The following is a 25,771-nucleotide window of genomic DNA, read 5'->3' as shown; positions in this document are numbered from 1 at the left end:
CATGGACGAGCTGACCGGCCGGGCCAAGCGGCCGGTGACGGCGCTGGCGGGCCCGTACGGGCATCCGGCGCACCCGATCCTGGTCACGGTGCCGATCGGGGCATGGGTGGCCAGCCTGGTCTTCGACGTCGCCTCCCACGTGGTGTCGCCGGGCGGCTTCCTGGCGCAGGGGTCGGTCTGGCTGATCGCACTCGGCGGCCTCGGCGCGCTGGCCGCCGCCTGCGTCGGGTTCCTGGACCTGTTCGCCATCCCGCCCCGCACGCCCGCCTTCCGCACCGGTCTGGTGCACATGGCGCTCAACCTGGCGGTCACCGCCGGGTACGCGGCCGGGTTCGCCTGGCGGCTGGGCGACGGGCCGCCGGGGCCCGTGCCGGTGGGGCAGATCGTGCTGTCGGCGGTGTGCCTGGCCGTGCTCGGGGTGTCCGGCTACCTGGGCGGCAAGCTCGCCTTCCGCTACGGCGTCCGGGTCGCCGGCGAGGACACCCAGGCCGAGGGGTTCACCACCGGCCCGCCACGGTGAGGCGCCGCCTTCGGACACCCGCCCTCTGACATACGAACGGCTCATCCTGGAAAGAAGGAAGATCGTGGAGATCGCGGCACTGATCACCTGGCTCGTCACCGCCGTCGGCGGCTTCTACATGCTCGGCACCTGGATCGCCCGCGGCGGCGTGGCCCAGCGGAAGGCCGGCGAGTCCCGGCTGCCCGCGCCGGTGCTCTTCGGGCACTTCCTGCTCGCCGCGGCGGGCCTGGTCGTGTGGATCATCTACCTGTTCGCCGACGCCCATGGACTGGCCTGGCTCGCGTTCGGGCTGCTCGTGCCCGTCGCGCTGCTCGGGATCGTCATGCTGGCGCGGTGGATCCCGGTCCATCGGGCGCGCGTCGCCCGGCTCGGCTCCGGCCCGGCGGCGGCCGGCTCGCCGGTTCCGGCCGAACGGCACTTCCCCGTCGCGGTGGTGGCGGGTCATGGGCTGTTCGCGGTCGTGACCGTCGTCCTGGTGCTGCTCACCGCGCTCGGCGTGGGCGGGAGCTGACGTGCGCCGCGATCACCACGCCCTTCGCCCAGGAACAGGACAGAAAGAGGAGATCCGACCATGCCTGCACCCGCGACCATCGTGATCGCCGGCGGCGGCCTCGCCGCCGCCAAGGCCGCAGAGGCCCTGCGCGGCGAGGGCTTCGACGGCCGGCTCGTGCTGGTCGGCAGGGAGACGCACCTGCCGTACGAGCGGCCGCCGCTGTCCAAGGACTACCTCCAGGGCGCCGGCGAACGCGACAAGATCTTCGTCCACGACCGTTCCTGGTACGACGAGCACGACGTCGAGCTGCGGCTGGGCGTCGAGGTCACCGGCATCGACCCGGCCGGTCACCGGGTCACCCTGAGCGACGGCGAGCAGCTCGGCTACGACCGGCTGCTGCTGGCCACCGGCTCCCGGCCGCGCCGCCCGGACCTCCCCGGGGCCGACCGGCCCGAGGTGCTGTACCTGCGCACCGTCGACGACAGCGAACGCCTGCGCGCCACCCTGGCCGGCGCGGGCCGCGTCGCGATCCTCGGGGCCGGCTGGATCGGCCTGGAGGTGGCCGCCGCCGCCCGCGCCGCGGGGGCCGAGGTCACCGTGATCGAGACGGCGTCCGCGCCGCTGCTGCGCGTGCTGGGGCCGCACGTCGCCCAGGTGTTCACCGCGCTGCACCGCGAGCACGGCGTGAACTTCCTCTTCGACGCCCGTCCCGCCGAGATCACCGGCTCCGGGGTCCTGCTCGCCGACGGCGCCCACGTCGAGGCGGACGTCGTCGTGGCCGGCGTCGGCGCCGAACCGGACACCGATCTCGCGCGGGCCGCCGGGCTGACCGTCGAGGACGGCGTCAAGGTGGGGGCCGACCTGCGCACCTCCGACCCCGACATCTTCGCGGCCGGCGACATCGCCAACGCCTACCACCCGCTGCTGGGCCACCACGTCCGGGTCGAGCACTGGGCGAACGCGCTCAACCAGCCCGCCACCGCCGCCCGCGCGATGCTCGGCCGGGCCGGCGACTACGACAACCTGCCCTACTTCTTTACCGACCAGTACGACCTGGGCATGGAGTACGTCGGCCACGTCCCGCCCGGCCGCACGCCCGACGTCGTGGTCCGCGGCGACCTGGACGCCCGCGAGTTCATCGCCTTCTGGCTGGACGAGCAGGACAGGGTGCTGGCCGCGATGAACGTCAACATCTGGGACGTCACCGACCACACCCAGGCACTCATCCGGTCCCGCAAGCCCGTGGACCGGGCCGCGCTCGCCGACCCCGGCACCCCTCTCGACCAGCTCCTGCCCTCCTGACCTCGGATGCGGCACGGGACGGTCGGTCCCGTGCCGCACCGGAGGAGGGTCAGCGCACGACGCGGCAGACCAGGGCGTCGGAGGTGCCGCGCAGCGCGGACATCACCACGTCCGTGGTGAGGAACTTGCAGGCCAGGTACGGGTCACCGGAGCCCGCGTACGTCATCGGGCCGGGGCCCCCGGTGTAGCAGCGCAGGCCGCCGGACTCGTAGAAGCCGATCCACGAGGACGAGCTGACCTTGGCGTGACAGTAGTCGCCGATCGAGAGCGGCCCGAAGGTCACGTCCACGACGGCCGCCTGGGCGGGCGCGGCGAGGGCGAGCAGGCCGGCGGCGGCGAGGGAGAGCAGGGCGAGGCCGCGACGAAGCATGGATACTCCTTGGGGGGTGGTGGGCACTCACCCCGGAGTATCCGTTAGGAAACTTTCCTTAGCAATGCCTTGGCGACGGGTGTGCGACCGGTTCGGCCGATCGCGGCCCGACGTGCCAGGGGCCGGAGAGCGGAAGCCCGTTCTCCGGCCCGGGGCAGGGGTCAGTCCATGATGACGATCTGGCGGAGCACCTCGCCGCCGCGCAGGGCCGCGACGGCGTCGTTCAGGTCGCCGAGCCGGATGCGGGCGCTGATCAGCGATTCCAGGTCGAGCTGTCCCGCCTTGTGGAGCTTGGCGAAGTAGGGGAAGTCGTGCCGCACGTCGGCCTCGCCGTACAGGCTGGACAGCAGTCTCTTGCCCTCGAACAGCAGGCTGAAGGCGGAGATGGAGACCATGTCGTCCACCGCGCCGGCGCCCACCACGATGACGTCGCCGCCCGCCCGGGTGAGCTGCCAGGCGCTCTGGATGGTCGCCGACTTGCCGACGACCTCGAAGCCGTAGTCGAAGCCGCTGCCGCCGGTCAGCTCGTTCAGGGCCTCGGGGACCTGCTCCGGCGTGATCGCGTGCGTCGCGCCGACCTTCTTGGCCAGGGCGTGCTTGGACTCCAGCGGGTCGACGGCGAGGATCGTCCTGGCGCCGGAGACGCGGGCGCCCTGGATGACCGACAGGCCGACGCCACCGCAGCCGATCACCACGACCGTGGAGCCGGGACGCACCTTGGCGGTGTTGATCGCGGCGCCCACGCCGGTCGTGATGCCGCAGCCGATCAGCGCCGCCGCCTCCCACGACACGTCGTCGTCGATCTTGATCGCGCCCTGCCAGGGCACGATGACCTCCTCGGCCCAGGTGCCGCAGCCCGCCATGCCGAACGCCGTCGCGTTGTCGCCGCCGAAGCGGAAGTTGCCCTTGCTGAAGGACTCGATGACGTACTTCATGCACATGTACGGCTGCCCGCCCACGCACAGGTCGCAGGACTGGCAGGCCGGCCGCCAGCTGATCACGACGTGGTCGCCCGGCGCGACCGAGGTGACGTGCTCGCCCACCTCGACCACCTCGCCCGCGCCCTCGTGGCCCGGGATCAGCGGCACCGGCTGCGGAAGCACGCCGGACATGGCCGACAGGTCCGAGTGGCACACGCCCGTGGCTCTGATCCGTACGCGGACATCGGTCGGCCCGACGGGGGCCAGGGTGATGTCGTCGCGGATGTCCAGCTTGTCGTTGCCTACGGCGTGCAGGATCGCGGCGCGCATGGGGTTCCTCCTCCGGCTACGGCTAGTCCTCTAGCGACAGGGCGGCTTTCGGGCAGGACCTGACCGCGCTGCGGACGCGGTCCTGCATCTCGGGGGGTGGTTCGGGGAGCAGGATGTGCAGCTGGTCGTCGTCGTCCACCTCGAAGACCTCGGGGGCGAGCCCCATGCACACGGCGTTGGCCTCGCAGACCAGTTCATCGACCTTGACCTTCATGTGAGCCTCCTGTGATCCCATGAGACCACTTTGGTGCGCTCGACGACGTAGGCGATCCGTTTTCTGCCGGTCTGCTCGACGTAGGGGGTGAGCAGGTCGTCCGGCACGCCCGGCGTCATCCTGCGCGCGATCATCATGCCGATGGCGAGCACCCGGTCCCGGTCGTCCACCTGCTCGGCCACGCCGTACACCAGGACGCCGCGGAGTTGGTCGTAGTCGTCGCCCGCCTCGACCAGGCAGCTCACCCGCGGGTCGCGGGCCAGGTTGCGGGCCTTCTGCGCCTTGCCGTACGTCCAGAAGGCGATGCGGCCCTCGTCCAGCCCGTAGAACATGGTCACCAGATGCGGTGTCCCGTCGGGATTGATGGTCGCGAGCTGGACCTTGCGCGAACCCTCCAGGAACGCCGTGACCTCGTCGTCGGACATCGCGATGCGAGCGCGCTGATTCACGTGCCAAGTAGAACAGGTTGCAAAGAAGCACGGCAAGAGGTCCCTGGAATGTTGTTCGGTTCGGCTAGGGTGCATGCCTATGACGATGCCGCCGGAGCTGCTGCAGGCAGCGGAGCACGCCAAGGGATTCATGCCGCCGAAGGAGGGTCTGGCCCTGTTCGAGGCGGCCTGCCGGTACGGCGGCCTGGGGCCGCTCTGCGAGATCGGCACCTACTGCGGCAAGTCGGCGATCTACCTCGGCGCGGCGGCCCGGCACGCCGGCTCGGTGGTCGTCACCGTCGACCACCACCGGGGCTCGGAGGAGATCCAGCCCGGCTGGGCCCACCACGACCCGGCCCTGATGGACCCGCGCTTCGGGCGGATGGACTCCCTGCCCTTCTTCCGCGCCGCCATCGCCGCCGCCGGGCTGGAGGAGGAGGTGATCGCCGTCGTCGGGCGGTCCGACCGGGTGGCCGCGTTGTGGAACACGCCGCTCGGCCTGCTCTTCATCGACGGCGGCCACTCCGAGGAGCCGGTGACCCGCGACTACGAGGGCTGGGCGCCGCACGTCATGGAGGGCGGCGCGCTGGTCTTCCACGACATCTATCCCGACCCGGCCGACGGCGGGCAGGCCCCCTACCGGGTCTACCTGCGGGCCCTTGAGTCGGGCGCCTTCCGCGAGGTGTCGGCCGAGGGCTCGCTGCGCGTGCTCGAACGCGTCGGCCGGGGCGTCTAGCGCCGGTGGCGGCGGTTCCACGACCGGCGGGTGTGGGCCTGCCAGCGCTGGAAGTCCTCGTGGGTGTGGGCGTCGTGGCCGAGGGCCAGCAGCGCCTGGTCGGTCCAGGCGGCCGCCTCGTCGGGCGCGGCGTCGGCCAGGATCGGCACGGCCAGCCGCGTGTGGTCCGGCAGCGCCCCCGACCGCAGCCGCGCCGTGACCGCGAAGGCGCAGCCCTGGGCCAGGTGGGCGCGGAAGCCGTCGGCGCCGGCGTGCTCGGTCAGCCACCACAGCTCGTCGCTGTCGGCGCCGCCCGTGTACGTGGCCGCGAACCCCACGCCGCTCCACAGGTCGGCCCGCCGGCTCGCCGGGAAGCCCGCGATGCGCGCGCCGACGTCGTCCGGCGAGGCGCAGTCGTGGTACCACAGCAGCCGGCCGAGGCCCTGGTCGAAGACCGCGCAGTGGGCGCGGGTGAGCAGGTCCGGCATGCTCCTGCGGCCCACCATGCGGTCCGCGCGCGACAGGCTCCACTGGAAGCCGAACCCGTCCACGGCCAGCCAGCGCATCAGCGGGTGCGCCCGCCGCGCGCCCCAGACCGGACGCAGCCGCAGCAGCGCGTAGCCGCGTCCGGCGCCGACGTACGCGGCGTGGCGGTGATGCTGGGCGGGGCCGGCCAGTAGCTCGTGAAGACGCCGGCCCCGGGTCAAGGTGAGCAGGTCGAGCACGGTGCAGGCGGCCGCCGCGCCCTCGTGGCCGAACGGCCGCTGCTCGGGTGAGAGGTCTTCGATCTTCTCGACTTCCCGCGACATGACCGCGTTGAAGCCGAACACGTACGACTGCTCGGAATCCGTGAAGACCGTCCGGGGAGCCCCGGGGCGCAGCCGGAACCTGCGCCGGCCCAGATCGGACTCCGAAGGATCTTTGGTCAGAAACCTCCGCAGCCCCCTCGCCGGGGACAGTGTCGGCTCGATCCTGACCTGGTCCAAGAACGCTGTTGTGCCCGTGTCGCCCACGCTTCCCCCGAAGACGCCTCCTACGGCCAGACACGAAGCTAGTAACCCCATTGCGCCGTTCACCGGCGGCGCACCGGATGTCCCCGGCAAAGAACCCGCAAAAGCCCTTGCGCCGACGCCGCGCCGAATCAGCCGGGGGGCGCCGACCTGAACGACTGGCGCTCCACGCACCCGCACGCCTCCGGATCCGACACCGACGTGCCCGCGATGTCGCGGAACAGCCCGGAACCGGGGGACAGGCGCTGCAACGCGTCCGCGGCGAGGATGGCCGCGGCCGCGGTGTAACCGGAGCGCTCGTGCGGGAAGTGCTTGCGGTTGACGAACTGCCAGCCGGTCCAGTACGAGCCGTCCTCGTGGCGCAGGTGCTGCACGTCGGCGAAGAGCGCGGCGGCCCGCGTACGGTCGCCCATGGCGTCCAGGGCCAGCACCAGCTCGCACGTCTCGGCCCCGGTCACCCACGGCTGGTCGGACACGCACCGGATGCCGAGCCCCGGCACCACGAACGTGGACCACTCGCGCTCCAGCAGCTCGAATGCCTGCCGCCCGCGCACCGCGCCGCCCAGCACCGGGTAGTACCAGTCCATCGAGAACCGGCTCTTGTCGGCGAACGCCTCCGGGTGCGCCGACAACACGTGGGCCAGCCGGTCGGCGGCCAGCTCCCAGTGCGGCTGCGGGTCGCCCAGGTGGTCGGCGAGCAGCACGCCGCAGCGCAGGCCCTGGTGGATCGAGGAGCACCCGGTCAGCAGCGCGTACGCCGCCGCCCGGCCGTGGGCGTCCCGCTCCCAGACGATCTCGCCCCGCTCGGTCTGCAGGCCCACCACGTAGTCGAGCGCGGCCTTGACCATGGGCCAGTGGCGCTCGGCGTGCTCGCGGTCGCCGGTGACGAGAAGGTGGTGCCAGACGCCGGCGGCGACGTAGGCGGCGTGGTTGGACTCGCCGCCCGCCTCGGCGGCCACGCCGTCCAGCAGCTTCATCGGCCAGGAGCCGTCGGGGCGCTGGTGGCGGGCCAGCCACTCCCAGCCGCGCCGCACCGGCTCGGTCAGTCCGGCCACGGACATGCCCATCAGGCACTCGACGTGGTTCCACGCGTCCACGTGCCCCTCGGGCCAGGGCACGCCGCCGTCGTCCTGCTGGATGGCCGCGATGCTGAGGGCCGTGCGGACGACCTCCTCGCGGGAGATCATGGCTTCTTGACGTAGAGGACCACGCTCTTGCCGATGAGCGGGTTGAGCAGCGCCTCGGCGATCCTGGTGGCGGCCGGGCGCTTCATGATGTCCCACACCAGCAGCTCGTGGTACGCCTTGGCGACCGGGTGGTCGTCGTTGTTGACGCCCACCGCGCACTTGATCCACCAGTACGGCGCGTGCAGGCCGTGGGCGTGGTGGTGCGGGCCGATCTCGAAGCCGACGGACTTGAGCTTGGCCGACAGCTCGGCCAGCGTGTAGATCCGCACGTGGCCGCCGGGGGCGGTGTGGTAGTCCTCGTCCAGGGCCCAGCAGATGCGCTCGGGCAGGAAGCTCGGCACGGTGATCGCCGCGGTGCCGCCCGGCTTGAGCACGCGGAAGATCTCCCGCATGGCGGTCATGTCGTCGGGGATGTGCTCCAGCACCTCGGCCGCGATGACCCGGTCGAAGCCGCCGTCCTCGAACGGCATGTCCAGCGCCGTGCCCTGGACGGTCTCGCCGGTCGCGCCCAGCGGCACCTCGCCCGCCTTGTCCATCGCCACGAACATGGCCGCCACGTTGTCCAGCTCGGCCTGGTCCATGTCGAAGGCGACGACGTCGGCGCCCTGGCGCAGCACCTCGAAGGCGTGCCTGCCGCCGCCGCAGCCCAGGTCGAGCACGCGCACGCCGGGGCCCACGGGGAGCCGGTCGAAGTCCACGGTCAGCACTTTGTCGCTTCTCCTTGATCAGCTCTTGGGGCTTTGCGTTCGGGGGTCAGCGGCGGGCCTTGTGCGCCGCCATCGCCTCGCGGTACGCCTCGACCGTCCGCTTGGCGACGACGTGCCAGGTGTAGCGCTCCATGACCCGGTCGTAGCCGGCCTTGCCCACCCGCTCGCGCTCCTCGGGGGAGTCGTGCAGGCGGCGCAGCACGGCCGCCAGCTCCTCGGCGTCGCCCGGCGGGACCTGGACGGCCGCGTCGCCCACGACCTCGGGCAGAGCGCCCGTACGGCTGGCCACCAGGGGCGTGCCGCAGGCCATGTGCTCGACGGCGGGCAGCGAGAAGCCCTCGTACAGCGAAGGGACCACGGAGATCTCCGAGGTGGCGATCAGATCGCCCAGCTCGTCGTCGGAGATGCCGTGCACGAAGCGCACCCGGTCCTGCAGCGACAGCTCCTGGACCAGCCGCTCGGTCGGGCCGCCGGGGGTGGGCTTGCTGACCACGGTCAGGTTCACGTCGCGTTCGGTGGCGAGCTTGGCGACCGCGCGCAGCAGCGTGGCCACGCCCTTCATCGGCGAGTCCGCGCTGGCCACCGCGACGATCGAGCCCTTGCGGCGGGGCTTGTCCGGGCGCGGGTGGAAGTAGCGGGTGTCCACGCCGAGCGGGATCAGCCGCATGTTGGCCTGCGGGACGTTGAAGTCCCGGTGGATGTCGGCCAGCGACGACTCGCTGACGGTGAGGATCGGGCTGAGCCTGGGGGCGACGCGCGACTGCATCTTCACGAACCCGTACCAGCGGCGCATGGTGAGCTTCTTGTAGCCCGTGGCGGCCTCCAGCTCGATCCGCCGGTCGACGCTGATCGGGTGGTGGATCGTCCCGACCACGGGGAACAGCTTCTGGATGCCGAGCAGGCCGTAGCCGAGGGTCTGGTTGTCCTGGACGACGTCGAAGTCGCCGACGCGCTTCTTCAGCTCGCGGTAGGCGCGCAGGGTGAAGGTGAGCGGCTCGGGGAAGCCGGCCGTCCACATGGTGCCGACCTCCAGGAGGTCGATCCAGTCGCGGTACTCGGCCAGCTTCGGGGTCCTGAACGGGTCCTCGTCCCGGTAGAGGTCGAGGCTGGGCACCTCGCGCAGGACGACGCCCTCGTCCAGCTCGGGGTAGGGCGGTCCGGAGAACACCTCGACGTGGTGGCCGAGCGCGACCAGCTCACGGCTCAGGTGCCGGAGGTAGACGCCCTGCCCGCCGCAGGTGGGCTTGCTGCGATAGGACAGCAGCGCGATCCGCAGCGCCTCGCTCACGGACACCCCTTTCTCCGCCGGTAGGCCCATGTTTTCTGCGGTAAGGCCCCAAGAGGCGGGCGTGTACCGTGAAAGATGACCTTAGTCCGAGAAGGCTACCATTCGGTAGGTCACCTGGAATTGTTCACAACAGTCTCCACAGGCCGTGCGAACTGCGACATTAAGGTAACCGAGCGTGGTTCGGTGGAACAGGTTCTAGTGGGCTTTGGTGCTGCGTCCAGGCGCTTAGCTGTACATTCCCGTCCCAAAGGGACGCGGTGCGGGCCACCGTACCTACGTGATAGTTGGAGGACCCCTTGGCCAGGCGCGCTCTGATCACCGGCATCACCGGCCAGGACGGTTCCTACTTGGCCGAGCACCTGCTCGACCAGGGTTACGAGGTGTGGGGGCTGGCCCGCGGGCAGGCGAACCCGCGCGTCTCGCGCATGCGCAAGCTGCTGGCCGACGTCCAGGTGGTGCGGGGCGACCTGCTGGACCAGGGGTCCTTGATCTCCGCGGTGGAACGCGTTCAGCCCGACGAGGTGTACAACCTGGGGGCGATCTCGTTCGTGCCCATGTCGTGGGAGCAGGCCGAGCTGACCGCCGAGGTGACCGGTATGGGCGTCCTGCGGATGCTTGAGGCCATCCGGGTGTGTTCGGGCGTGTCGCGGGGCGGGGGATCGTCGTCCCCGGGGCAGATCCGCTTCTACCAGGCCTCGTCCTCGGAGATGTTCGGGCAGGTCACCGAGACGCCGCAGAACGAGCGCACCGCCTTCCACCCGCGCTCGCCGTACGGGGTGGCCAAGGCGTACGGGCACTTCCTCACGCAGAACTACCGCGAGTCGTACGGGATGTTCGCGGTGTCGGGCATCCTGTTCAACCACGAGTCGCCGCGGCGCGGCGCGGAGTTCGTGACCAGGAAGGTCACCCTCGGGGTGGCCCGGATCAAGCTCGGCCTGGCCACGGAGCTGCGGCTGGGCAACCTGGAGGCGCGTCGCGACTGGGGCTACGCGGGCGACTACGTCAAGGCGATGCACCTGATGCTCCAGGCCGCCAATCCCGAGGACTACGTGATCGGCACCGGGCGGATGAAGTCGGTGCGGGAGCTGGTGGAGGCCGCCTTCACGGCCGCCGGGCTGGACTGGGAGCGGCACGTGGTGGTCGACCAGGGGCTGCACCGCCCGGCGGAGGTGGACCTGCTGTGCGCCGACCCGAAGAAGGCGCGGGCGCAGCTGGGGTGGGAGCCGCGGGTGTCGTTCGACGAGCTGGTCGCGATGATGGTCGAGAGCGACCTGCGCCTGCTGTCCGCCGGCGGCGACCCCGACCAGGACAGCTCCTGGCCCTAGAGCCGGTTCCGCCCTCCTTGGCCCGCCCGGTCCGGTGCGGGCCTTTTGCTGCTTACGACTGCTCTCGGTCTGGCCCATTGACAAAGAGGATTTTTACGTAAAAGATTGTTTTTGCGATGAGAGATGTCCTGTATCTGGAACAGATCGAGCAGGCCGAGGCACTGCTCAAACCGCAACGGGTCGAGGTGCTCAGGCAGCTGGCCGAGCCGCGTACGTGCTCGGAGGTCGCCGAACGCCTCGGGCAGACGCCGCAGCGGGTCTACTACCACGTCAAGCGGCTGGTCGAGGCCGGTCTCGTGGAGCTGGTGTCCGAGCGCAAGGTGCGCGGCGTCCACGAGGGCATCTACCAGGCCGGCGCGCGGTCGTACTGGTTGTCGCCGCGGCTGGTCGGCCGGATCGGACTGCGCAAGGCGCGCGACGAGCTGAGCTTGGGCTACCTGCTCGACCTCATGGAGGAGGTCCAGGCCGACATCGCCGCGCTCGACCGGGACGCGCCCGAGCTGCCGTCCATCGGATTGTCCGGAGAGATCCACGTGCGTCCGGAGAGCCGCCAGCAGTTCCTGAACGACCTGCAGGGCATGCTGCAGGAGCTTTTCACTCGTTACGGCGGCGCTGAGGGGGACGCCTTCAAGCTCGCCGTCGCCTGTTACCCCAAGGGAGAAGAGCATGAGTGAGCCGATGATCGCGAAGGTCCGCGTCCAGGCGCCGGTCAAGGAGGTGTGGCACGCGCTCACCGATCCGGCCGCGGCCCGGGTCTGGCTGGCCGAGCACGTCGAGGTGGACCTGCCGGACCGGTTCGCGTTCTGGGGCCGTACGACGCCGGAGGGCGACGCGCCGCACCAGCGGGTCCTGTCGGCCGACGAGCGCGGCGTGCGGTTCGCCTGGCTCCTGGACGGCGTCGAGACGACCGCCGAACTCGCGGTCGAGGAGGACGGCGACTCGGCGACGATCGTCTCGGTGACGCAGTCGCACTTCGACTTCCAGGACGTCGTCACCGGCGCCAGCATCCGGGGCGTGCTGCAGACGTACTGGTTCCAGGTGCTGGCCAGCCTGGCCGAGCACGTCGAGGGCCGCCCGCTCACGCCGCGCGCCGACTTCACCGCGCGCGAGCTGCGCGCCGAGGTCACCATCGACGCGACGCCCGCCCAGGTCTTCGAGTCGCTGGTCGACTCGGAGACGGTGAGCGAGTGGTTCGGGATGCCGATCGACATCGAGCCGTACGTCGGCGGCCGGTTCGCCATGGGCGGGTTCGCGAACGACCCGTCGCCGGCCAAGGTGCTGGAGCTGGAGCCGGAACGGCGGTTCTCCGTCGACTGGGGCGGCGCCGGGGTGAGCTCCTGGGAGCTCGCCGGGTCCGCCGGCCGGACGCGGCTGACGCTCGTGCAGAGCGGCTTCGACGCCGAGCGGCCGCCGTACGCGGCCTGGGGCGGGATGCTGTCCGGGGTGGCGGAGCTGCGGCGTTACCACGAGGTGCCGGACTGGCGCCCGATGTGGGTCGCCTGACCGCGCCGGGTCAGCCGGGTCGGCCCGGTGTGTCCTGACCGCCGTCCGGCAGGTGGTCGAGGACGGTCTCGGCGATCGTGGCGAGCACCTCGATCTGCTCCCGCGAGAGCAGGTCGATGAAGTGCCTGCGCACCGACGCCACATGGGCGGGCGCCGCCTCCTGGATGGCCCGCAACCCTCCGTCGGTCAGCACGACCACGGCCCCGCGCGCGTCCCCCTCGAACCCCTCGCGGGTGACCAGCCCTCGCTGCTCCATCCGTGAGATGTGCCGGGAGAGGCGGCTCTTCGACCAGAGCATGCGGTCGGCCAGCGCGGTGAGCCGCCACCGGTGGCCGGGCGTGGAGGTCAGCGCCGACAGGACGTCGTAGTCGGGTGCCGACAGCCCCGAGTCGCTCGCGAGGTCGCGGCTGACCTGGGCGTCCAGCAGCAGGCGCATCCTGCGGTAGCCGATCCAGGCCCGGAACTCGGCGTCGTCCAGCCAGTTGGGCTCCATGACCCGGCAGTTTAGTTGACGTGTAACCGACCTCCGCTCTAGGTTTACATGTAAACCAAAGTGGAGGAGGCGGGTCGTGTTCGGACTGGGCATATCGACGTCGGCGGCGTCGGGGGCCGATCCCGTGGGCGACGCCCGCGCGGCGGAGGAGCTGGGCTTCGACTTCGTCTCGGCGTCGGACCACCCGTGCGGCGTCGAGCCCACGTACGAGCTGTGGACGATGCTGACCTGGGTGGCCGCCGCCACCTCGCGGATCAGGGTGGCGACGCGAGTGCTGGGGGTGCCGTACCGGCCGCCCGCGATGGTCGCCAAGATGGCCGAGACGCTGCACCGGCTCTCCGGCGGCCGGCTGATCCTCGGCCTCGGCGGCGGCTACTCCGACGAGGAGTTCCGCGCGTTCGGGCTCGGGGTGCCGACGCCCCGCGAGAAGGTGGACGGCATGGTGGAGGCCGTCCACATCATCCGCGGCCTGTGGTCCGAGTCGGACTTCACCTACGAGGGCTCCCGCTACCGCACCGATCGGGCCACCATCGAGCCCAAGCCCCTCAGCCCCATCCCGATCTGGCTGGGCACGTACGGGCCACGCGCCCTCGACGCCACCGGCCGGCTGGCGGACGGCTGGATCCCGTCCCTGGGGTTCGCGCCGCCGGAGCGGGCGGCGGCCATGCGCGACCGGATCCTGTCGGCCGGTCGCGCCGTCGAGTGCGTCTACAACGTCACCTTCCGCATCGGGTCCCCCGCAGAGGTCGACGGCGTGGTCGCCGGCTCGGCGGCGGAGGTGACCGACCGCCTGGCGGCGTTCGTGGACCTGGGGTTCACGTCGATGAACTTCACGCCCCTCGGCCCCGACCCGCGCGCGCAGGCCGAACGCCTGGCCGAGGACGTCCTGCCCGCGCTGCGCGCGGCGGCCTCCTGACCGGCGGCGGCCTGCCGGGAAGGCGATCCGGGCCTGCGGCGAAGCATGGGTGACCGTCCACCACTTCGTGAAGGCAGCCTGATGACGGAGACGAGAACGTGATCGCCGAAGCGGGCGAACAGCTGACCGACGCCGAGCTGGCCGCCCGGTACCGGCGGGACCCCGAGCTGTTCACCCTCGTGCACGATCGCCATTTCCGCGACATCTACCTGTACGTGGCCGGCCGGCTGGACACGCAGATCGCCGAGGACATCACGGCCGAGACATTCCTGCTGGCCTTCGACCACCGCGACCGGTTCGACCCGGAGCGCGGCGGATTGCGGCCCTGGCTGTTCGGCCTGGCCACCAACCTGATCGCCAGGCACCGGCGCAAGGAGATCCGCCACTACCGGGCGCTGGCCCGGCTGGGCCCCGAACCCGTCATGGAAGGCCATGAGAACCGGGTCGTGGCCTCCGTCACGGCCCAGGGCATGCAGCCCTACCTGGCCAGGGCGCTCGCCGCGCTGTCGCCGGGCGAGCGTGACGTCCTGCTGCTCGTGGCCCTCGGCCAGCTCGGCTACGACGAGGTGGCCCAGGCGCTCGGCATCGCCCTCGGCACGGTCGGCTCCAGGCTCAGCCGGGCGCGCGCGAAGATCCAGGCCCTCGTCGACAAGGAGACAGCTCGTGGATGACCTGAAGGAGCTCGCCACCCTGCTGGCCAAGCCGGAACCGGCCGCCGGGGCGATGGCGCGCAGCAGGAGCCGCCTCCTGGACAGGGCGCGCGGCCGTACCCACCGCCGGCGGACCGGATGGCTCGCGCCCGCGCTCGCCCTGGCCGCCGCCGCGGCGGCCGTCACCGTGCTCGCGACGGGCGCGATCGCGCCCGCCGGCACGCCGGCCTCGGGCAAGGAGGTGCTGTTCATGGCCGCGGCGAGCGCCGAGCGCACGCCCGAGGGCGCCGGACGCTACTGGCACGTCAGACGCGAGTACCGGGGCGTGGACATCCCCACCCATGAGAGCTGGACCACGCGGGACGGCCGGCGCTGGTCCAGGGGCCGGCCGGACGCCCCCGCCGAGGTCGTCGTGCCCGACCCGAACCCCCTCAGGCTCAAGGGGGCCGAGGTGAGCATCGAGGAGCTCGAAGAGCTGCCGACGGAGCCGGCGGCGCTGACGTCCCGGATCGCCGCGCTGCCCGGGCTCGCCAGTGCCATGACCTCCTCCGAGCAGCGCGGCGATCCGCTGTTCTCGCTGGTCGCGCTCATCTCGGAGCTGCCCGCGCCGCCGGAGGTCCGGTCGGCGGCGTTCCGGGCGCTCGCCGCGACACCCGGGGTCGAGAACGCCGGCGAGGTCGAGGACGGGCAGGAGCTGCGCTTCCCCAACCCCGACGGCGGGCCGGAGATCAGGATGGTGGTCGATCCCGAGAGCGCACGGGTGATCCGGACGAACTACCTCTACGGCGGCGACGGGGGCCTGTCGTGGGGCAGAGACTTCGTTTGGGTGACGGCCGGCTGGACCGACCAGCCGCCGCGATGACGCGGACCGCCGGTCGTTCGCCTCGCGCCGCACCGACACCGGCGGGTCGCAATGATCAGCCTCCGCGACGACGCGGTGAACCGCTGAGTGAGTAGCCGGACGGTTGTCCACAGAACGCGGTTCGGCTCTGCGGGGGCCGGGGTGAGGGCGTCAGCCTGGACCCCGTGAACGCCGCACTCTCGTTGCTCGGCCGCGCCGAGCGCATCACCCGGTCCTGCCGGCAGGCCGTCGTCTGCCGGCAGACGGCCGCACACGTCTGGGGCCTGAGCGTGCTCTCCGTCCCCGAGGCCGACTGGCCGGTGGAGGTGATCGCCCCCGCTCACCTGGCGATCCCCGGCTGCGTCACGTACGTGGGCCAACCGCCCGCCGACGACGTCACCGACCACCGGGGCGTCCGGCTCACCACCATGGCGCGCACGGCCCTCGACTGCGCCCGGTCGTTGCCGCGTCGGGAGGCGGTGGCGGCGCTCGACCAGTTCGCGCGGCGGGGCGTCGACATGGAGGCGCTGTGGCGTCGTCCGCTCAACTCCTGGCGGCTGCGCGACACGCTGAGCCTGGCCGACTGCGGCGCCGCCTCGCCCCGGGAGAGCTGGCTGCGGGTCGTCCTCGTCGACGGTGGCCTCCCCAGGCCCACCACGCAGCTCGCCGTGCCCCTGGGCGGCGGCCGACACGCCTACCTCGACCTGGGGTGGGAGCCGTACCGGGTGGGTGTGGAGTACGACGGCCAGGAGCACCACACCTCCCCGGCGGACCGGCGGCGTGACGCGGCCCGCCGCGAGGAGCTGCGGCGGCTGGGCTGGCGGGTGATCGCCGTACGCCGCGACGTCATCCCCGGCCAGATCGCCGGCCTTCTCCGGCACGTCGCCGACGCGTTGATCGAGCGCGGCTGGCAACCCGGCCCGGAGGGCACCGTCCGCGTCCTCCGCCAGATCCGCGCGGCCCGCCGCGGAACCGCTCGCCATCCCCGGCGCCGGCGGTTCTCGTGAGAGCGTCCCCGGTGGCTCGGAGGGCGTCGGCAAGGTCAGGCGATCGTGACCGGGAGCTCCTTGATGCCGTTGATGAAGTTCGAGCGCAGGCGGCGGGCCGGGCCGGCCTGGCGGATGCGCGGCCGGCGCCTGGCCAGCTGCTCGAACAGGACACGCAGTTCCAGCTTGGCGAGGTGGTTGCCGAGGCAGAAGTGCGCGCCGCCGCCGCCGAACCCGATGTGCGTGTTGGGGGTGCGTCCGATGTCGAAGACCTCGGGGTCCGGGAACACGGAGGCGTCCCGGTTGGCGGAGGAGTAGAAGACCACGACCTTGTCGCCGTCCTTGATGGGCTGCCCGCCGAGCACCTGGTCCGCCATCGACGTGCGCCGGAACAGGTTGACCGGCGAGACCCACCGGACGATCTCGTCGGCCGCCGTCCTGGCCAGCGTGGGGTCGGCCACCAGGCGGTCCCACTGGTCGGGGTGCTCGAAGAGGGCCAGCATGCCGCCGGAGGCCGCGTTGCGGGTGGTCTCGTTGCCCGCGACGATCAGCAGCAGGACGAACAGGTCGAACTCGTCCTCGCCGAGGGTTTCCCCCTTGTCGTCGGGCTGGAGGAGCTTGGTGATGATGTCGTCCTTGGGGGCGGCTCTGCGCTGCGCCGCGAGCTCGTTGGCGTAGGCGTACACCTCCATGGCGGCGCCGGAGCCCTCCTCGGGGGTCGCCGCGTAGTCGGGGTCCTGGGCGCCGATCATGCGGTTCGACCAGGAGAACAGCTTGTCGCGGTCGGTCGCGGGAGCACCGAGCAGCTCGCAGATCACGTACAGGGGGAGCGGGGCGGAGACCTCGGTGACGAAGTCCACCTCGCCGGAGCACTTGTCGAGCAGGTCGTCGCAGATGTCGCGGATGTGCTGTTCGAGGGCGCCGATCGTCCGGGGGGTGAAGCCGCGGTTGACCAGGGAACGCCGCCTGGTGTGCTCGGGCGGGTCCTGGTTGAGCATCATCAGCCGCTGGAGGGCGATCTGGTCCTCGGGCATCTCGTCGAAGAGGGCGAGCTTCTTGGCCGAGGAGAACAGGTCGGAGTGGCGGGACACGTGCACGACGTCCTCGTAGCGGGTGACCGCCCAGAACCCGGGCTCGCCGTCGTGCCAGTGGACGGGGGAGTTGGCGCGGAGCCAGGCGAGCTGTTCGTGGGGTGGGCCGGAAGTCGCGTAACGGTCCCTGTCTACGAGGTCGATATGCACGCGCGGTCACCTCTTGATCAAGCGCTTGGTTTATTCGTACTGAAACGTGTTCTATTACGCCACTGTACGCCCGTCAAGTAGCCCCACCCCGCCACCCTCCCCACCCTCCAGACACGTCCGCCATAACCCCGGAGCAGACACCCGCCCGCCATAACCGACAGCAGCCAACCCCCTCCCCGCCGACGCTTCCTCACCCATGCCCCAGCCCAGCACCACAGCGGTGCCGTCCCCCGTGCTCGCCACCGCTAACCGACTTCGCCCCACTCCCAAGCCCACTCCCAAGCCCGGCCCTCAAGCCCGGCCCTCAAGCCCGGCCCTCAAGCCCGGCCCTCAAGCCCGGCCCTCAAGCCCGGCCCTCAAGCTCGGCATCAGCACGGCTCTTGGCGGCGACCGTGCCGATGTCCAGATTGGCGAGGATCGTCTGGGGCGGCGCCAAGGACGTCACGCCGAACGGGCGGAGCCGTCAGGAGTGGGCAAGTGGCGAGGGAGAAAGGGCGAGGTACCTCCGATGTTTTTGGAGGTGGTGCGGATCGGCAATGGAGGGGAATCTTCGGAGCCATGAGGGCTGAGGGAGGTGGTTGGTTGGGGTTCGAGGTGTCGTTCCGGGTCACGGATCGGATGTATCCCGCTGGACGCCCTTGACATGCGCCGCCATCTCGCAGCAGCATCTGAGGCACAGACATCCGATGAATAAGTGAAGGGTGCGGTGTGAAGCTGCTGCGAGTGGGACCTGTCGGACAGGAGCGGCCGGTGGTGATGGACGCCTCCGGCACCCTGCGCGACATCGGGGAGCCCGAGATCGACGGGGCTTTTCTCGCCTCCGGGGGAGTGGCGCGCGTGCGTGACGCGCTGGAGCACGGCGACCTGCCCGTCGTCAACGCCGCCGGGCTGCGGGTGGGCGCGCCGATCGCCCGGCCGGGCAAGGTGGTCTGCATCGGGCTGAACTACCGCGACCACGCCGCCGAGTCCGGCGCGGAGCCGCCCGCCGAGCCCGTGGTGTTCATGAAGGCCGCCAACACCGTGATCGGCCCGTACGACGAGGTGCTGGTGCCGCGTGGCAGCGTGAAGACCGACTGGGAGGTGGAGCTGGCGGTCGTGATCGGCCGGCGGGCCCGCTATCTCGACAGCCGGGACGAGGCCCTCGACGTGATCGCCGGGTACGCGATCTCCAACGACGTCTCCGAGCGGGAGTTCCAGCTCGAACGCGGCGGCCAGTGGGACAAGGGCAAGTCGTGCGAGACGTTCAACCCGCTGGGTCCCTGGCTGGTGACGGCCGACGAGGTCGGCGACCCGCAGAGCCTGGGGCTGCGCCTCTGGGTGAACGGCGAGCCGCGCCAGGACGGCGGCACCAAGGACATGATCTTCGACGTGGCCGAGATCGTGCGGTACCTGAGCCGGTTCATGGTGCTCGAACCCGGTGACGTGATCAACACCGGCACCCCGGCCGGGGTCGCGATGGGCATGCCCGGCCAGCCGTACCTGCGGGCGGGCGACGTGATGGAGCTGGAGATCGACGGGCTCGGCCGCCAGCGGCAGACGGTGGGGCAGGCCTGATGGCGTACAGAATCGTCGCGCTGGAGACGCACGACGTGCGTTTCCCCACGTCGCGGGAGCTGGACGGCTCGGACGCGATGAACCCCGACCCCGACTACTCCGCCGCCTACGTGGTGCTGAAGACCGACGACGGGGTCGAGGGGCACGGGTTCGCGTTCACCATCGGACGCGGCAACGACGTGCAGACCGGAGCGATCCGGGCGCTTGAGCCCTATGTGCTCGGCCGGGACGTCGAAGACCTCGGCGCGCTGTACAAGGAGCTGGTCGGCGACTCGCAACTGCGCTGGCTGGGCCCGGAGAAGGGCGTCATGCACATGGCGATCTCCGCCGTGGTCAACGCCCTGTGGGACCTGAAGGCCAGGCGGGCGGGCAAGCCGGTGTGGCGGCTGCTGTCGGAGATGTCGCCCGAGGAGATCGTCGGACTGATCGACTTCCGCTACCTGAGTGACGCGCTCACCCAGGACGAAGCCCTCCAGATCCTGAAAAATGCGGAAGAAGGGAAGGAAGAGCGGATCCAGCGGCTCATCGAGACCGGCTACCCCGCCTACACCACCTCTCCCGGCTGGCTCGGCTACGACGACGACAAGCTGCGACGCCTCTGCAAGGAGGCCCTCGACCAGGGCTTCGGCCAGATCAAGCTCAAGGTCGGCGCCGACCTCGACGACGACCTGCGCCGCTTCCGCGTGGCCCGCGAGGTCTGCGGCCCCGACTACCCGATCGCGATCGACGCCAACCAGCGCTGGGACGTCGCCTCGGCCATCGAATGGGTGAGCGCGCTGAGCCCGTACCGGCCGCACTGGGTGGAGGAGCCGACCAGCCCCGACGACGTGCTCGGCCACGCCGCCATCGCCGAGGGCATCAGGCCGGTCCCGGTCGCCACCGGCGAGCACGTCCAGAACCGCATCGTCTTCAAGCAGCTTCTCCAGGCCGGCGCGATCTCCTACCTGCAGATCGACGCGGCCAGGGTCGGCGGGGTCAACGAGAATCTGGCGATCCTGCTGCTCGCGGCCAAGTTCGGCGTGCCGGTCTGCCCGCACGCGGGCGGCGTCGGGCTGTGCGAGCTGGTGCAGCACCTGTCGATGTTCGACTACGTGGCGATCACCGGCACGATGGACGGCCGCGTGATCGAGTACGTCGACCACCTGCACGAGCACTTCGTGCACCCGGTCGTCATCGACCACGGCCGCTACACCGCCCCCATGGCCCCCGGCTTCAGCGCCGAGATGCACGCGGCGTCGATCGCCGCCCACAGCTTCCCCGACGGTCAGGTATGGAGGGCCACGTCATGACGCTCAAGGCCATCGTGACCGGCGGCGGTTCAGGCATCGGCCTGGCCACCGCCACCCTGCTCGCGGCGCGCGGCATGCAGGTCGCCTGCCTCGACCTCGCCCCGCCCGGCGACCCCTTCGTGGGGATCAAGGCGGACGTGGCCGACGACGCGTCCGTGCGCGCGGCGGTGGCCGAGGCCGCGGAACGGCTCGGCGGCATCGACATCGTGATCAACAACGCGGGCGTCGGCGCCCAGGGCACGGTCGAGGACAACCCGGACGAGGAGTGGCGGAAGGTCTTCGAGGTCAACGTGTTCGGCATCGTCCGGGTGAGCCGGGCGGCGCTGCCGTACCTGCGCAGGTCGGAGCACCCGGCCATCGTCAACACCTGCTCGATCGCGGCCACCGCGGGGCTGCCGCACCGGGCGCTCTACAGCGCGACCAAGGGCGCGGTGTTGTCGCTGACCCTGGCCATGGCCGCCGACCACGTCCGTGAAGGCATCCGCGTCAACTGCGTCAACCCGGGCACCGCCGACACCCCGTGGGTGGGGCGGCTGCTCGACTCGGCCGACGATCCCGAGGCCGAACGAGCGGCGCTGAACGCCAGGCAGCCCATGGGCCGCCTGGTCAGCGCCGAGGAGGTCGCCGCCGCGATCGCCTATCTGGCAGGTCCCGAGTCCGCCGCGACCACCGGCACCGCGCTCGCGGTCGACGGCGGCATGCAGGGGCTACGGCTCCGGCCAACCAACCAAGGAAGGTAACCCCCCATGAAGATCGGTCCGGTGGTCGCGAGCGCGGCCCTGCTGGCGGTCGTCGCCGCCTGCGGCTCCAGCGGCACGAACGGCTCCAGCGGCTCCACGGCGGAAGGGGGAGGCGGCGGCAAGGTGGGCATCGACCACCCGCGCGCCGACTCCGACTTCTGGAACTCCTACATGAAGTACGTCCCGCAGATGGCGACCGAGCTCAAGGCCGACCTGATGCCTGCCACGAACTCCCAGAACGACGTCTCCAAGCTGGTCAACAACGTGCAGGCGCTGGTCGGCCAGGGCGCCAAGGCGATCGTCATGGCCCCCCAGGACACCGGCGCCATCGCCAACACGCTCCAGCAGCTGGAGAACAAGAAGATCCCCGTGGTCACCGTGGACACCCGGCCCGACAAGGGCAAGGTCTACATGGTCGTACGCGCCGACAACCGCGCGTACGGCACCAAGGCGTGCGAGTTCCTCGGCGAGAAGCTCGGCGGCAAGGGCAAGGTCGTGCAGCTTGAGGGCGCGCTCAGCTCGATCAACGGCCGCGACCGGTCCGAGGCGTTCAACGAGTGCATGAAGAGCAAGTTCCCCGGCATCACGGTGTTCAGCGAGCCGACCGAGTGGGAGGGCAGCAAGGCGGCGTCCATGCTGCAGACCCGCCTGGAGCAGAACCCGGACATCAAGGGCATCTACATGCACGCCGGCGGCGTGCACCTGGCTCCGACGCTGCAGGTGCTCAAGCAGAAGAACCTGTTGGTCCCGCCGACCGACCCCAAGCACGTCTTCGTGGTCTCCAACGACGGCATCCCGCAGGAGTTCGAGGAGATCCGCAAGGGCAACATCGACGCCACGGTGTCGCAGCCGGCCGACCTCTACGCCCGGTACGCGATCTTCTACGCCAAGGCGGCGGTCGACGGCAAGACGTTCCAGCCGGGCCCGACCGACCACGGCAGCAACATCATCCAGCTGCCCAACGGCTTCGAGGACCAGCTCCCGGCGCCGCTGGTGACGAAGGACAACGTGGACGACCAGAACCTCTGGGGTAACCAGGTCAAGTGATGAAATATCACGTTGAAGCCCGAAATGTCGTCAAGCGTTTCGGTCCGACCACCGCGCTGAACGGCGCGGAGATCGCCATCGCCGAGGGCCAGACCCACGCCCTCGTCGGCCGGAACGGCGCGGGGAAGTCCACCCTCGTGTCGATCCTCACCGGGCTCCAGCGGCCGGACGAGGGCGAGGTGCTGTTCTCCGGAGAGGCGGCGCCCGCCCTGGCCGACCGCGACGCCTGGCGGCAGCGCGTCGCCTGCGTGTACCAGAAGTCCACGATCATCCCGGCGCTGACGGTCGCGGAGAACCTGTTCGTCAACCGCCAGACCGGCCGCGGCCGGATGATCAACTGGCGGGCGCTGCGGGCCAAGGCGCGCGAGCTGCTGGACACCTACGAGGTGGACGTCGACCCGCAGGCGCTGGCCGGCGAGCTGGGCGTCGAGCAGCGGCAGCTCGTGGAGATCGCGCGGGCGCTGTCGTTCGGCGCCCGGTTCATCATCCTCGACGAGCCCACCGCCCGGCTCGACGGCCCGGCCATCGAGCGGCTGTTCACCCGCATGCGCTCACTGCGCGAGCAGGGCGTCACGATGATGTACATCTCCCACCACCTGGACGAGGTGTACGAGATCTGCCAGAGCGTCACGGTCTTCCGCGACGCCCGGCACATCGTGACCCGGCCGGTCGCCGGGTTCCCCCAGGACGAGCTGGTGGACGCGATGACCGGCGAGGCCACGGCCGCCTACGAGTCCCGGCACCGCGTGCCGGGCGAGGCGGTCGTGCTGTCGGGCGCGGGCCTGTCGCTGACCGGCCGCTACCAGGACGTGGACATCTCGGTCAGGTCCGGCGAGGTCGTGGGCCTGGCGGGCTCGGCGAGCAGCGGCAAGGTCGGCCTGGCCGAGACCCTGGTCGGGCTGCGCAAGCCGGACACGGGCGTGGTCACGATCGACGGCACCCAGGTCAGACCGGGCGACGTGCCCGCCGCCATGCGCGCCGGGCTCGGGTTCGTGCCCGAGGACCGGCACCACGAGGGCTTCGTGCCGATGTTGTCGGTGGGGGAGAACGCGACCCTGCCGATCGCCCACAAGCTGGGCGCCTACGGCATCGTCTCGCCCGCCCGACGCCGGGCCAGGGCCGTCCAGATGATCGAGAGCCTGGACATCAAGACCGAGGGGCCCGACCAGCCCGTCGGCGACCTGTCCGGCGGGAACGCGCAGAAGGTCGTGTTCGCGCGGGCGCTCGTGGACGACCCGAGGGCGCTGGTCGTGATCAACCCGACCGCGGGCGTCGACGTCAAGGCCAAGCAGGCCCTGCTCGGCGCGGTCGAGGACGCGGTCGGCCGGGGCGCGGGGGCCGTCGTGGTCTCCGACGAGCTCGACGACCTGCGCATCTGCGACCGGGTGCTGGTGATGTTCCACGGCAGGGTCGTCAAGGACGTGCCGCGTGGCTGGACCGACCACGAGCTCGTGGCCGTGATGGAAGGCATACAAGAGTGACCACTTTGACTGCTCCGGCCCCCCGGCTGAGGCTGGCCAGGTTCCGCGACCTGACCCTGGTGCCGGTGATCCTGCTCCTGCTGGTCGTGGGCGCGTTCCTCGACCCGACCTTCCTGACGGCGGGCAACCTCACGAACGTCCTGCAGCAGCAGGCGGCGATCTCGCTGCTCGTGCTGGCCGAGGCGATGATCCTGATCGCCGGGAAGTTCGACCTGTCGCTGGAGTCGACGGTCGGCACCGCGCCCGGCATCGCCGTGATGCTGGTCGTCCCGGCCTCGGCGGGCGGGTTCGGCCTCGGGCTGCCCGGCTGGCTGGTGATCCCGCTGGCCCTGCTCGTGGGCGCGGCCATCGGCGCGTTCAACGGGTTCCTGATCATCAGGTTCCAGCTCTCGGCGTTCATCGTCACGCTGGCCATGCTGATCATCGTGGACGGCCTCCAGCAGGGGCTCACCCAGGGCAAGACGCTGTTCCAGCTCCCCGACTCGATGCTCTACCTCGGCAGCGCCACCTGGCTCGGCCTGCCCGCCGCCATCTGGATCGCCGCGCTGCTGTTCGCCGCCGGCGTCTTCGGCCTGACCTACCTCAGGCTCGGCCGCTCCCTGTACGCCATCGGCGGCAACGCCGACGCCGCCCGCGCCGCCGGCATCCGGGTGGACCGCGTGCTGTTCGGCGTGTTCGTCCTCGGCGGCATCCTGGCCGCCACGGCCGGCATCCTGGAGACCGGACGCCTCGGCGCGATCGGCAACGAGATGGGCGACGGCTGGATCTTCATGGTCTTCGCCGCGGCCGTCATCGGCGGCGTCAGCATGGACGGCGGCAAGGGCACCGTCCTCGGCGCGCTGACCGGTGTGCTGGTGATCGGCCTGGTCCAGAACATCCTCACCCTCATCGGGGTCTCCGGTTTCTGGCAACCGGTCATCTACGGTGGCATCATTCTCATCGCACTGATCATCAGCAGGATCGCCGGCGGAAAGGCGCAGGACTGATGGAACGCCTCGCCCTGCGCACCAGGCTCCGGCCCGGGTGCGAGGAGACCTACGAACGGGAGCACGCCACGATCCCGGCCGCCCTGGAGTCCGCGCTGCGCGCCCACGGTGTGATCTCGTGGCGCATCTTCCGCGACGGCCTCGACCTGTTCCACTTCGTGGAGGTCGAGGACTACGCCGCGCTGCAGGCCGCGCTCAAGGACGACCCCGCCGACCAGGCCTGGCAGCGCCAGATGAACCGCCTGCTCGACGGCGACTTCGACCAGTCGGCGGGCGGCCTGCGCCAGGTCTGGGAGCTGACGTGATCGACCTGCCCCGCGTCGGCCTCGGCGGCGCCCCGCTCGGCAACCTCTACCAGGCGGTCTCCGGCGAGCAGGCGCGGGCCACGGTCGACGCGGCCTGGGAGAGCGGCGTGCGGCTCTTCGACACCGCGCCCCACTACGGGCTGGGGCTGTCCGAGCGCCGCCTGGGCGCCGCGCTCGCGCAGCGGTCGGGTTACGTCCTGTCCACGAAGGTGGGTCGGCTGGTGGTGCCCTCGCGGGTGCGCGACGACGACGAGATGTTCGACGTCCCGGTCGGGCTGGGCCGCGAATGGGACTTCTCGGCTGACGGCGTGCGCGACTCCCTGGAGGACTCCCTGGCCCGGCTCGGCCTGCCGGAGATCGACATCGCGCTCATCCACGACCCCGACGACCACCTGGAGCAGGCGCTGGCCGAGGCGTACCCGGCGCTGGCCGAGCTGCGGGAGCAGGGCGTGGTCAAGGCGATCGGCGTCGGGATGAACCAGTGGCAGGCGCCGCTGCGCTTCGTCCGGGAGACCGGCGTCGACGTCGTCATGCTCGCCGGGCGCTACACGCTGCTCGACCAGTCGGGGCTGCCGCTGCTGGACGAATGCGCCGAACGCGGCGTCCGGGTGCTGGCCGCGGGGGTCTTCAACAGCGGCCTGCTGGCCACGCCGGCCCCGTCGGGCACCTTCGACTACGTGCCCGCGCCGGCGCCGCTGCTGGACCGGGCCACCCGGATCGCCGCCGTCTGCGAGCGCCACGGCGTCTCGCTGCCGCAGGCGGCCATGGCCTTCCCGCTGCGCCATCCGGCGGTCGCCTCGATCGTGCTGGGTGCCCGCGCGCCCGAGGAGGTCCTGGCCAACGCCGCCCTGTGGGCCCGCCCGGTCCCCGAGGAGCTGTGGCTGGAACTGGCCGGCGAGGGCCTGCTGGGCTGACCGCGGCCGGGCCCCC

Annotated in this window: 29 protein-coding genes; 19 read left to right on the top strand and 10 right to left on the bottom strand. The window is 71.3% G+C overall.

The features are described from left to right. Position 1: 1 nt before the first annotated feature. The 3 genes from AB0C33_RS18005 to AB0C33_RS17995 all read left to right on the top strand — a co-directional run bounded on the left by AB0C33_RS18005 (position 2) and on the right by AB0C33_RS17995 (position 2,315). Positions 2-520 carry a DUF2231 domain-containing protein gene (locus AB0C33_RS18005; RefSeq protein ID WP_358288876.1) on the top strand — a complete coding sequence of 173 codons (519 nt, stop codon included), beginning with the start codon at positions 2-4 and terminating at the stop codon, positions 518-520. A 64-nt stretch (positions 521-584) separates the two neighbouring features. Then, complete coding sequence (locus AB0C33_RS18000) at positions 585-1,031, top strand: hypothetical protein (RefSeq protein WP_358288873.1); 447 nt, start codon at positions 585-587, stop codon at positions 1,029-1,031. A 60-nt stretch (positions 1,032-1,091) separates the two neighbouring features. Then, positions 1,092-2,315 carry an FAD-dependent oxidoreductase gene (locus AB0C33_RS17995; protein WP_358288870.1) on the top strand — a complete coding sequence of 408 codons (1,224 nt, stop codon included), beginning with the start codon at positions 1,092-1,094 and terminating at the stop codon, positions 2,313-2,315. A gap of 49 nt (positions 2,316-2,364) precedes the next feature. Here AB0C33_RS17995 and AB0C33_RS17990 read toward each other — a convergent pair whose 3' ends face one another. The 4 genes from AB0C33_RS17990 to AB0C33_RS17975 all read right to left on the bottom strand — a co-directional run bounded on the left by AB0C33_RS17990 (position 2,365) and on the right by AB0C33_RS17975 (position 4,598). Further along, positions 2,365-2,685 carry a hypothetical protein gene (locus tag AB0C33_RS17990; protein ID WP_358288867.1) on the bottom strand — a complete coding sequence of 107 codons (321 nt, stop codon included), beginning with the start codon at positions 2,683-2,685 and terminating at the stop codon, positions 2,365-2,367. A 161-nt stretch (positions 2,686-2,846) separates the two neighbouring features. Then, positions 2,847-3,935, bottom strand: coding sequence for a Zn-dependent alcohol dehydrogenase (locus AB0C33_RS17985; RefSeq protein WP_358288864.1), 1,089 nt, complete (start codon positions 3,933-3,935; stop codon positions 2,847-2,849). Positions 3,936-3,957: 22 nt separating this feature from the next. Continuing rightward, complete coding sequence (locus AB0C33_RS17980) at positions 3,958-4,149, bottom strand: ferredoxin (RefSeq protein WP_352324009.1); 192 nt, start codon at positions 4,147-4,149, stop codon at positions 3,958-3,960. Further along, the gene (locus AB0C33_RS17975) at positions 4,146-4,598 is read right to left on the bottom strand and encodes a pyridoxamine 5'-phosphate oxidase family protein (protein ID WP_352324010.1); all 453 of its coding nucleotides are present in this window, start codon (positions 4,596-4,598) and stop codon (positions 4,146-4,148) included. The genes AB0C33_RS17980 and AB0C33_RS17975 overlap by 4 nt, the downstream gene beginning before the upstream one ends. Before the next feature lie 85 nt (positions 4,599-4,683). Between AB0C33_RS17975 and AB0C33_RS17970 the strand changes: the two genes are divergently transcribed. Next, a complete protein-coding gene (locus AB0C33_RS17970; RefSeq protein WP_358289072.1) occupies positions 4,684-5,313 on the top strand; it encodes a class I SAM-dependent methyltransferase in 630 nt (209 codons plus the stop codon). Here AB0C33_RS17970 and AB0C33_RS17965 read toward each other — a convergent pair. The 4 genes from AB0C33_RS17965 to AB0C33_RS17950 all read right to left on the bottom strand — a co-directional run bounded on the left by AB0C33_RS17965 (position 5,310) and on the right by AB0C33_RS17950 (position 9,514). Continuing rightward, on the bottom strand, positions 5,310-6,278 hold the full coding sequence (locus AB0C33_RS17965; RefSeq protein WP_358288861.1) for a DUF1702 family protein: 969 nt from the start codon (positions 6,276-6,278) through the stop codon (positions 5,310-5,312). The two genes, AB0C33_RS17970 and AB0C33_RS17965, sit on opposite strands and share 4 nt — an antisense overlap. Before the next feature lie 155 nt (positions 6,279-6,433). Then, positions 6,434-7,489, bottom strand: a complete 1,056-nt coding sequence (locus AB0C33_RS17960) for a prenyltransferase (RefSeq protein ID WP_358288858.1) — start codon at positions 7,487-7,489, stop codon at positions 6,434-6,436. Next, complete coding sequence (locus AB0C33_RS17955) at positions 7,486-8,196, bottom strand: methyltransferase domain-containing protein (protein ID WP_352324013.1); 711 nt, start codon at positions 8,194-8,196, stop codon at positions 7,486-7,488. The genes AB0C33_RS17960 and AB0C33_RS17955 overlap by 4 nt, the downstream gene beginning before the upstream one ends. Before the next feature lie 46 nt (positions 8,197-8,242). After that, positions 8,243-9,514 carry a glycosyltransferase family 4 protein gene (locus AB0C33_RS17950; RefSeq protein ID WP_358288855.1) on the bottom strand — a complete coding sequence of 424 codons (1,272 nt, stop codon included), beginning with the start codon at positions 9,512-9,514 and terminating at the stop codon, positions 8,243-8,245. A gap of 266 nt (positions 9,515-9,780) precedes the next feature. Between AB0C33_RS17950 and AB0C33_RS17945 the strand changes: the two genes are divergently transcribed. The 3 genes from AB0C33_RS17945 to AB0C33_RS17935 all read left to right on the top strand — a co-directional run bounded on the left by AB0C33_RS17945 (position 9,781) and on the right by AB0C33_RS17935 (position 12,312). After that, entirely contained in the window at positions 9,781-10,809 is a 1,029-nt protein-coding gene (locus AB0C33_RS17945) for a GDP-mannose 4,6-dehydratase (RefSeq protein WP_358288852.1), read from the top strand. A 116-nt stretch (positions 10,810-10,925) separates the two neighbouring features. Continuing rightward, positions 10,926-11,483 carry a helix-turn-helix domain-containing protein gene (locus tag AB0C33_RS17940; protein ID WP_352324016.1) on the top strand — a complete coding sequence of 186 codons (558 nt, stop codon included), beginning with the start codon at positions 10,926-10,928 and terminating at the stop codon, positions 11,481-11,483. Beyond that, positions 11,476-12,312 (top strand): SRPBCC family protein, encoded by an 837-nt coding sequence (locus AB0C33_RS17935; RefSeq protein WP_358288849.1) that lies wholly within the window; start codon positions 11,476-11,478, stop codon positions 12,310-12,312. The genes AB0C33_RS17940 and AB0C33_RS17935 overlap by 8 nt, the downstream gene beginning before the upstream one ends. A 10-nt stretch (positions 12,313-12,322) precedes the next feature. On the opposite strand, the gene AB0C33_RS17930 is transcribed toward AB0C33_RS17935, so the two are convergent. Beyond that, positions 12,323-12,805, bottom strand: a complete 483-nt coding sequence (locus tag AB0C33_RS17930) for a MarR family winged helix-turn-helix transcriptional regulator (RefSeq protein WP_358288847.1) — start codon at positions 12,803-12,805, stop codon at positions 12,323-12,325. Between the two features lie 76 nt (positions 12,806-12,881). On the opposite strand from AB0C33_RS17930, the gene AB0C33_RS17925 reads away from it, so the two are divergent. The 4 genes from AB0C33_RS17925 (at position 12,882) to AB0C33_RS17910 (ending at position 16,219) form a co-directional block, all read left to right on the top strand. Then, entirely contained in the window at positions 12,882-13,721 is an 840-nt protein-coding gene (locus tag AB0C33_RS17925; protein WP_358288844.1) for an LLM class flavin-dependent oxidoreductase, read from the top strand. A gap of 98 nt (positions 13,722-13,819) precedes the next feature. Further along, on the top strand, positions 13,820-14,392 hold the full coding sequence (locus AB0C33_RS17920) for an RNA polymerase sigma factor (RefSeq protein WP_358288841.1): 573 nt from the start codon (positions 13,820-13,822) through the stop codon (positions 14,390-14,392). Further along, positions 14,385-15,233, top strand: coding sequence for a CU044_5270 family protein (locus AB0C33_RS17915; protein ID WP_358288838.1), 849 nt, complete (start codon positions 14,385-14,387; stop codon positions 15,231-15,233). The genes AB0C33_RS17920 and AB0C33_RS17915 overlap by 8 nt, the downstream gene beginning before the upstream one ends. 164 nt (positions 15,234-15,397) lie before the next feature. After that, positions 15,398-16,219, top strand: coding sequence for a DUF559 domain-containing protein (locus AB0C33_RS17910; RefSeq protein ID WP_358288835.1), 822 nt, complete (start codon positions 15,398-15,400; stop codon positions 16,217-16,219). Between the two features lie 35 nt (positions 16,220-16,254). On the opposite strand, the gene AB0C33_RS17905 is transcribed toward AB0C33_RS17910, so the two are convergent. Next, positions 16,255-17,439 (bottom strand): cytochrome P450, encoded by a 1,185-nt coding sequence (locus AB0C33_RS17905; RefSeq protein ID WP_358288833.1) that lies wholly within the window; start codon positions 17,437-17,439, stop codon positions 16,255-16,257. A gap of 708 nt (positions 17,440-18,147) precedes the next feature. On the opposite strand from AB0C33_RS17905, the gene AB0C33_RS17900 reads away from it, so the two are divergent. The 8 genes from AB0C33_RS17900 to AB0C33_RS17865 are packed head-to-tail and all read left to right on the top strand — an operon-like array spanning position 18,148 to position 25,755. Beyond that, positions 18,148-18,993 carry a fumarylacetoacetate hydrolase family protein gene (locus AB0C33_RS17900; protein WP_358288831.1) on the top strand — a complete coding sequence of 282 codons (846 nt, stop codon included), beginning with the start codon at positions 18,148-18,150 and terminating at the stop codon, positions 18,991-18,993. After that, positions 18,993-20,282, top strand: coding sequence for an L-fuconate dehydratase (locus AB0C33_RS17895; protein WP_358288828.1), 1,290 nt, complete (start codon positions 18,993-18,995; stop codon positions 20,280-20,282). Before AB0C33_RS17900 ends, AB0C33_RS17895 begins: the two co-directional genes overlap by 1 nt. Then, the gene (locus AB0C33_RS17890) at positions 20,279-21,022 is read left to right on the top strand and encodes an SDR family oxidoreductase (protein WP_358288826.1); all 744 of its coding nucleotides are present in this window, start codon (positions 20,279-20,281) and stop codon (positions 21,020-21,022) included. The genes AB0C33_RS17895 and AB0C33_RS17890 overlap by 4 nt, the downstream gene beginning before the upstream one ends. 6 nt (positions 21,023-21,028) lie before the next feature. After that, positions 21,029-22,069 (top strand): sugar ABC transporter substrate-binding protein, encoded by a 1,041-nt coding sequence (locus AB0C33_RS17885; protein ID WP_358288823.1) that lies wholly within the window; start codon positions 21,029-21,031, stop codon positions 22,067-22,069. Further along, entirely contained in the window at positions 22,069-23,550 is a 1,482-nt protein-coding gene (locus tag AB0C33_RS17880) for a sugar ABC transporter ATP-binding protein (RefSeq protein ID WP_358288820.1), read from the top strand. Before AB0C33_RS17885 ends, AB0C33_RS17880 begins: the two co-directional genes overlap by 1 nt. Continuing rightward, positions 23,547-24,536 carry an ABC transporter permease gene (locus AB0C33_RS17875; RefSeq protein ID WP_352352283.1) on the top strand — a complete coding sequence of 330 codons (990 nt, stop codon included), beginning with the start codon at positions 23,547-23,549 and terminating at the stop codon, positions 24,534-24,536. Before AB0C33_RS17880 ends, AB0C33_RS17875 begins: the two co-directional genes overlap by 4 nt. Then, complete coding sequence (locus AB0C33_RS17870) at positions 24,536-24,841, top strand: L-rhamnose mutarotase (protein WP_358288817.1); 306 nt, start codon at positions 24,536-24,538, stop codon at positions 24,839-24,841. Before AB0C33_RS17875 ends, AB0C33_RS17870 begins: the two co-directional genes overlap by 1 nt. Continuing rightward, positions 24,838-25,755: an aldo/keto reductase gene (locus tag AB0C33_RS17865; RefSeq protein WP_358288815.1), complete on the top strand. Its 918-nt coding sequence runs from the start codon at positions 24,838-24,840 to the stop codon at positions 25,753-25,755. Before AB0C33_RS17870 ends, AB0C33_RS17865 begins: the two co-directional genes overlap by 4 nt. The last annotated feature ends 16 nt before the right edge of the window (positions 25,756-25,771 follow it).

The sequence above is a fragment of the Nonomuraea sp. NPDC048881 genome (genome assembly GCF_040649795.1).
In the GTDB taxonomy this organism is placed as follows: Bacteria; Actinomycetota; Actinomycetes; order Streptosporangiales; family Streptosporangiaceae; genus Nonomuraea.
This window is presented reverse-complemented; position numbering and strand designations above follow the sequence as displayed.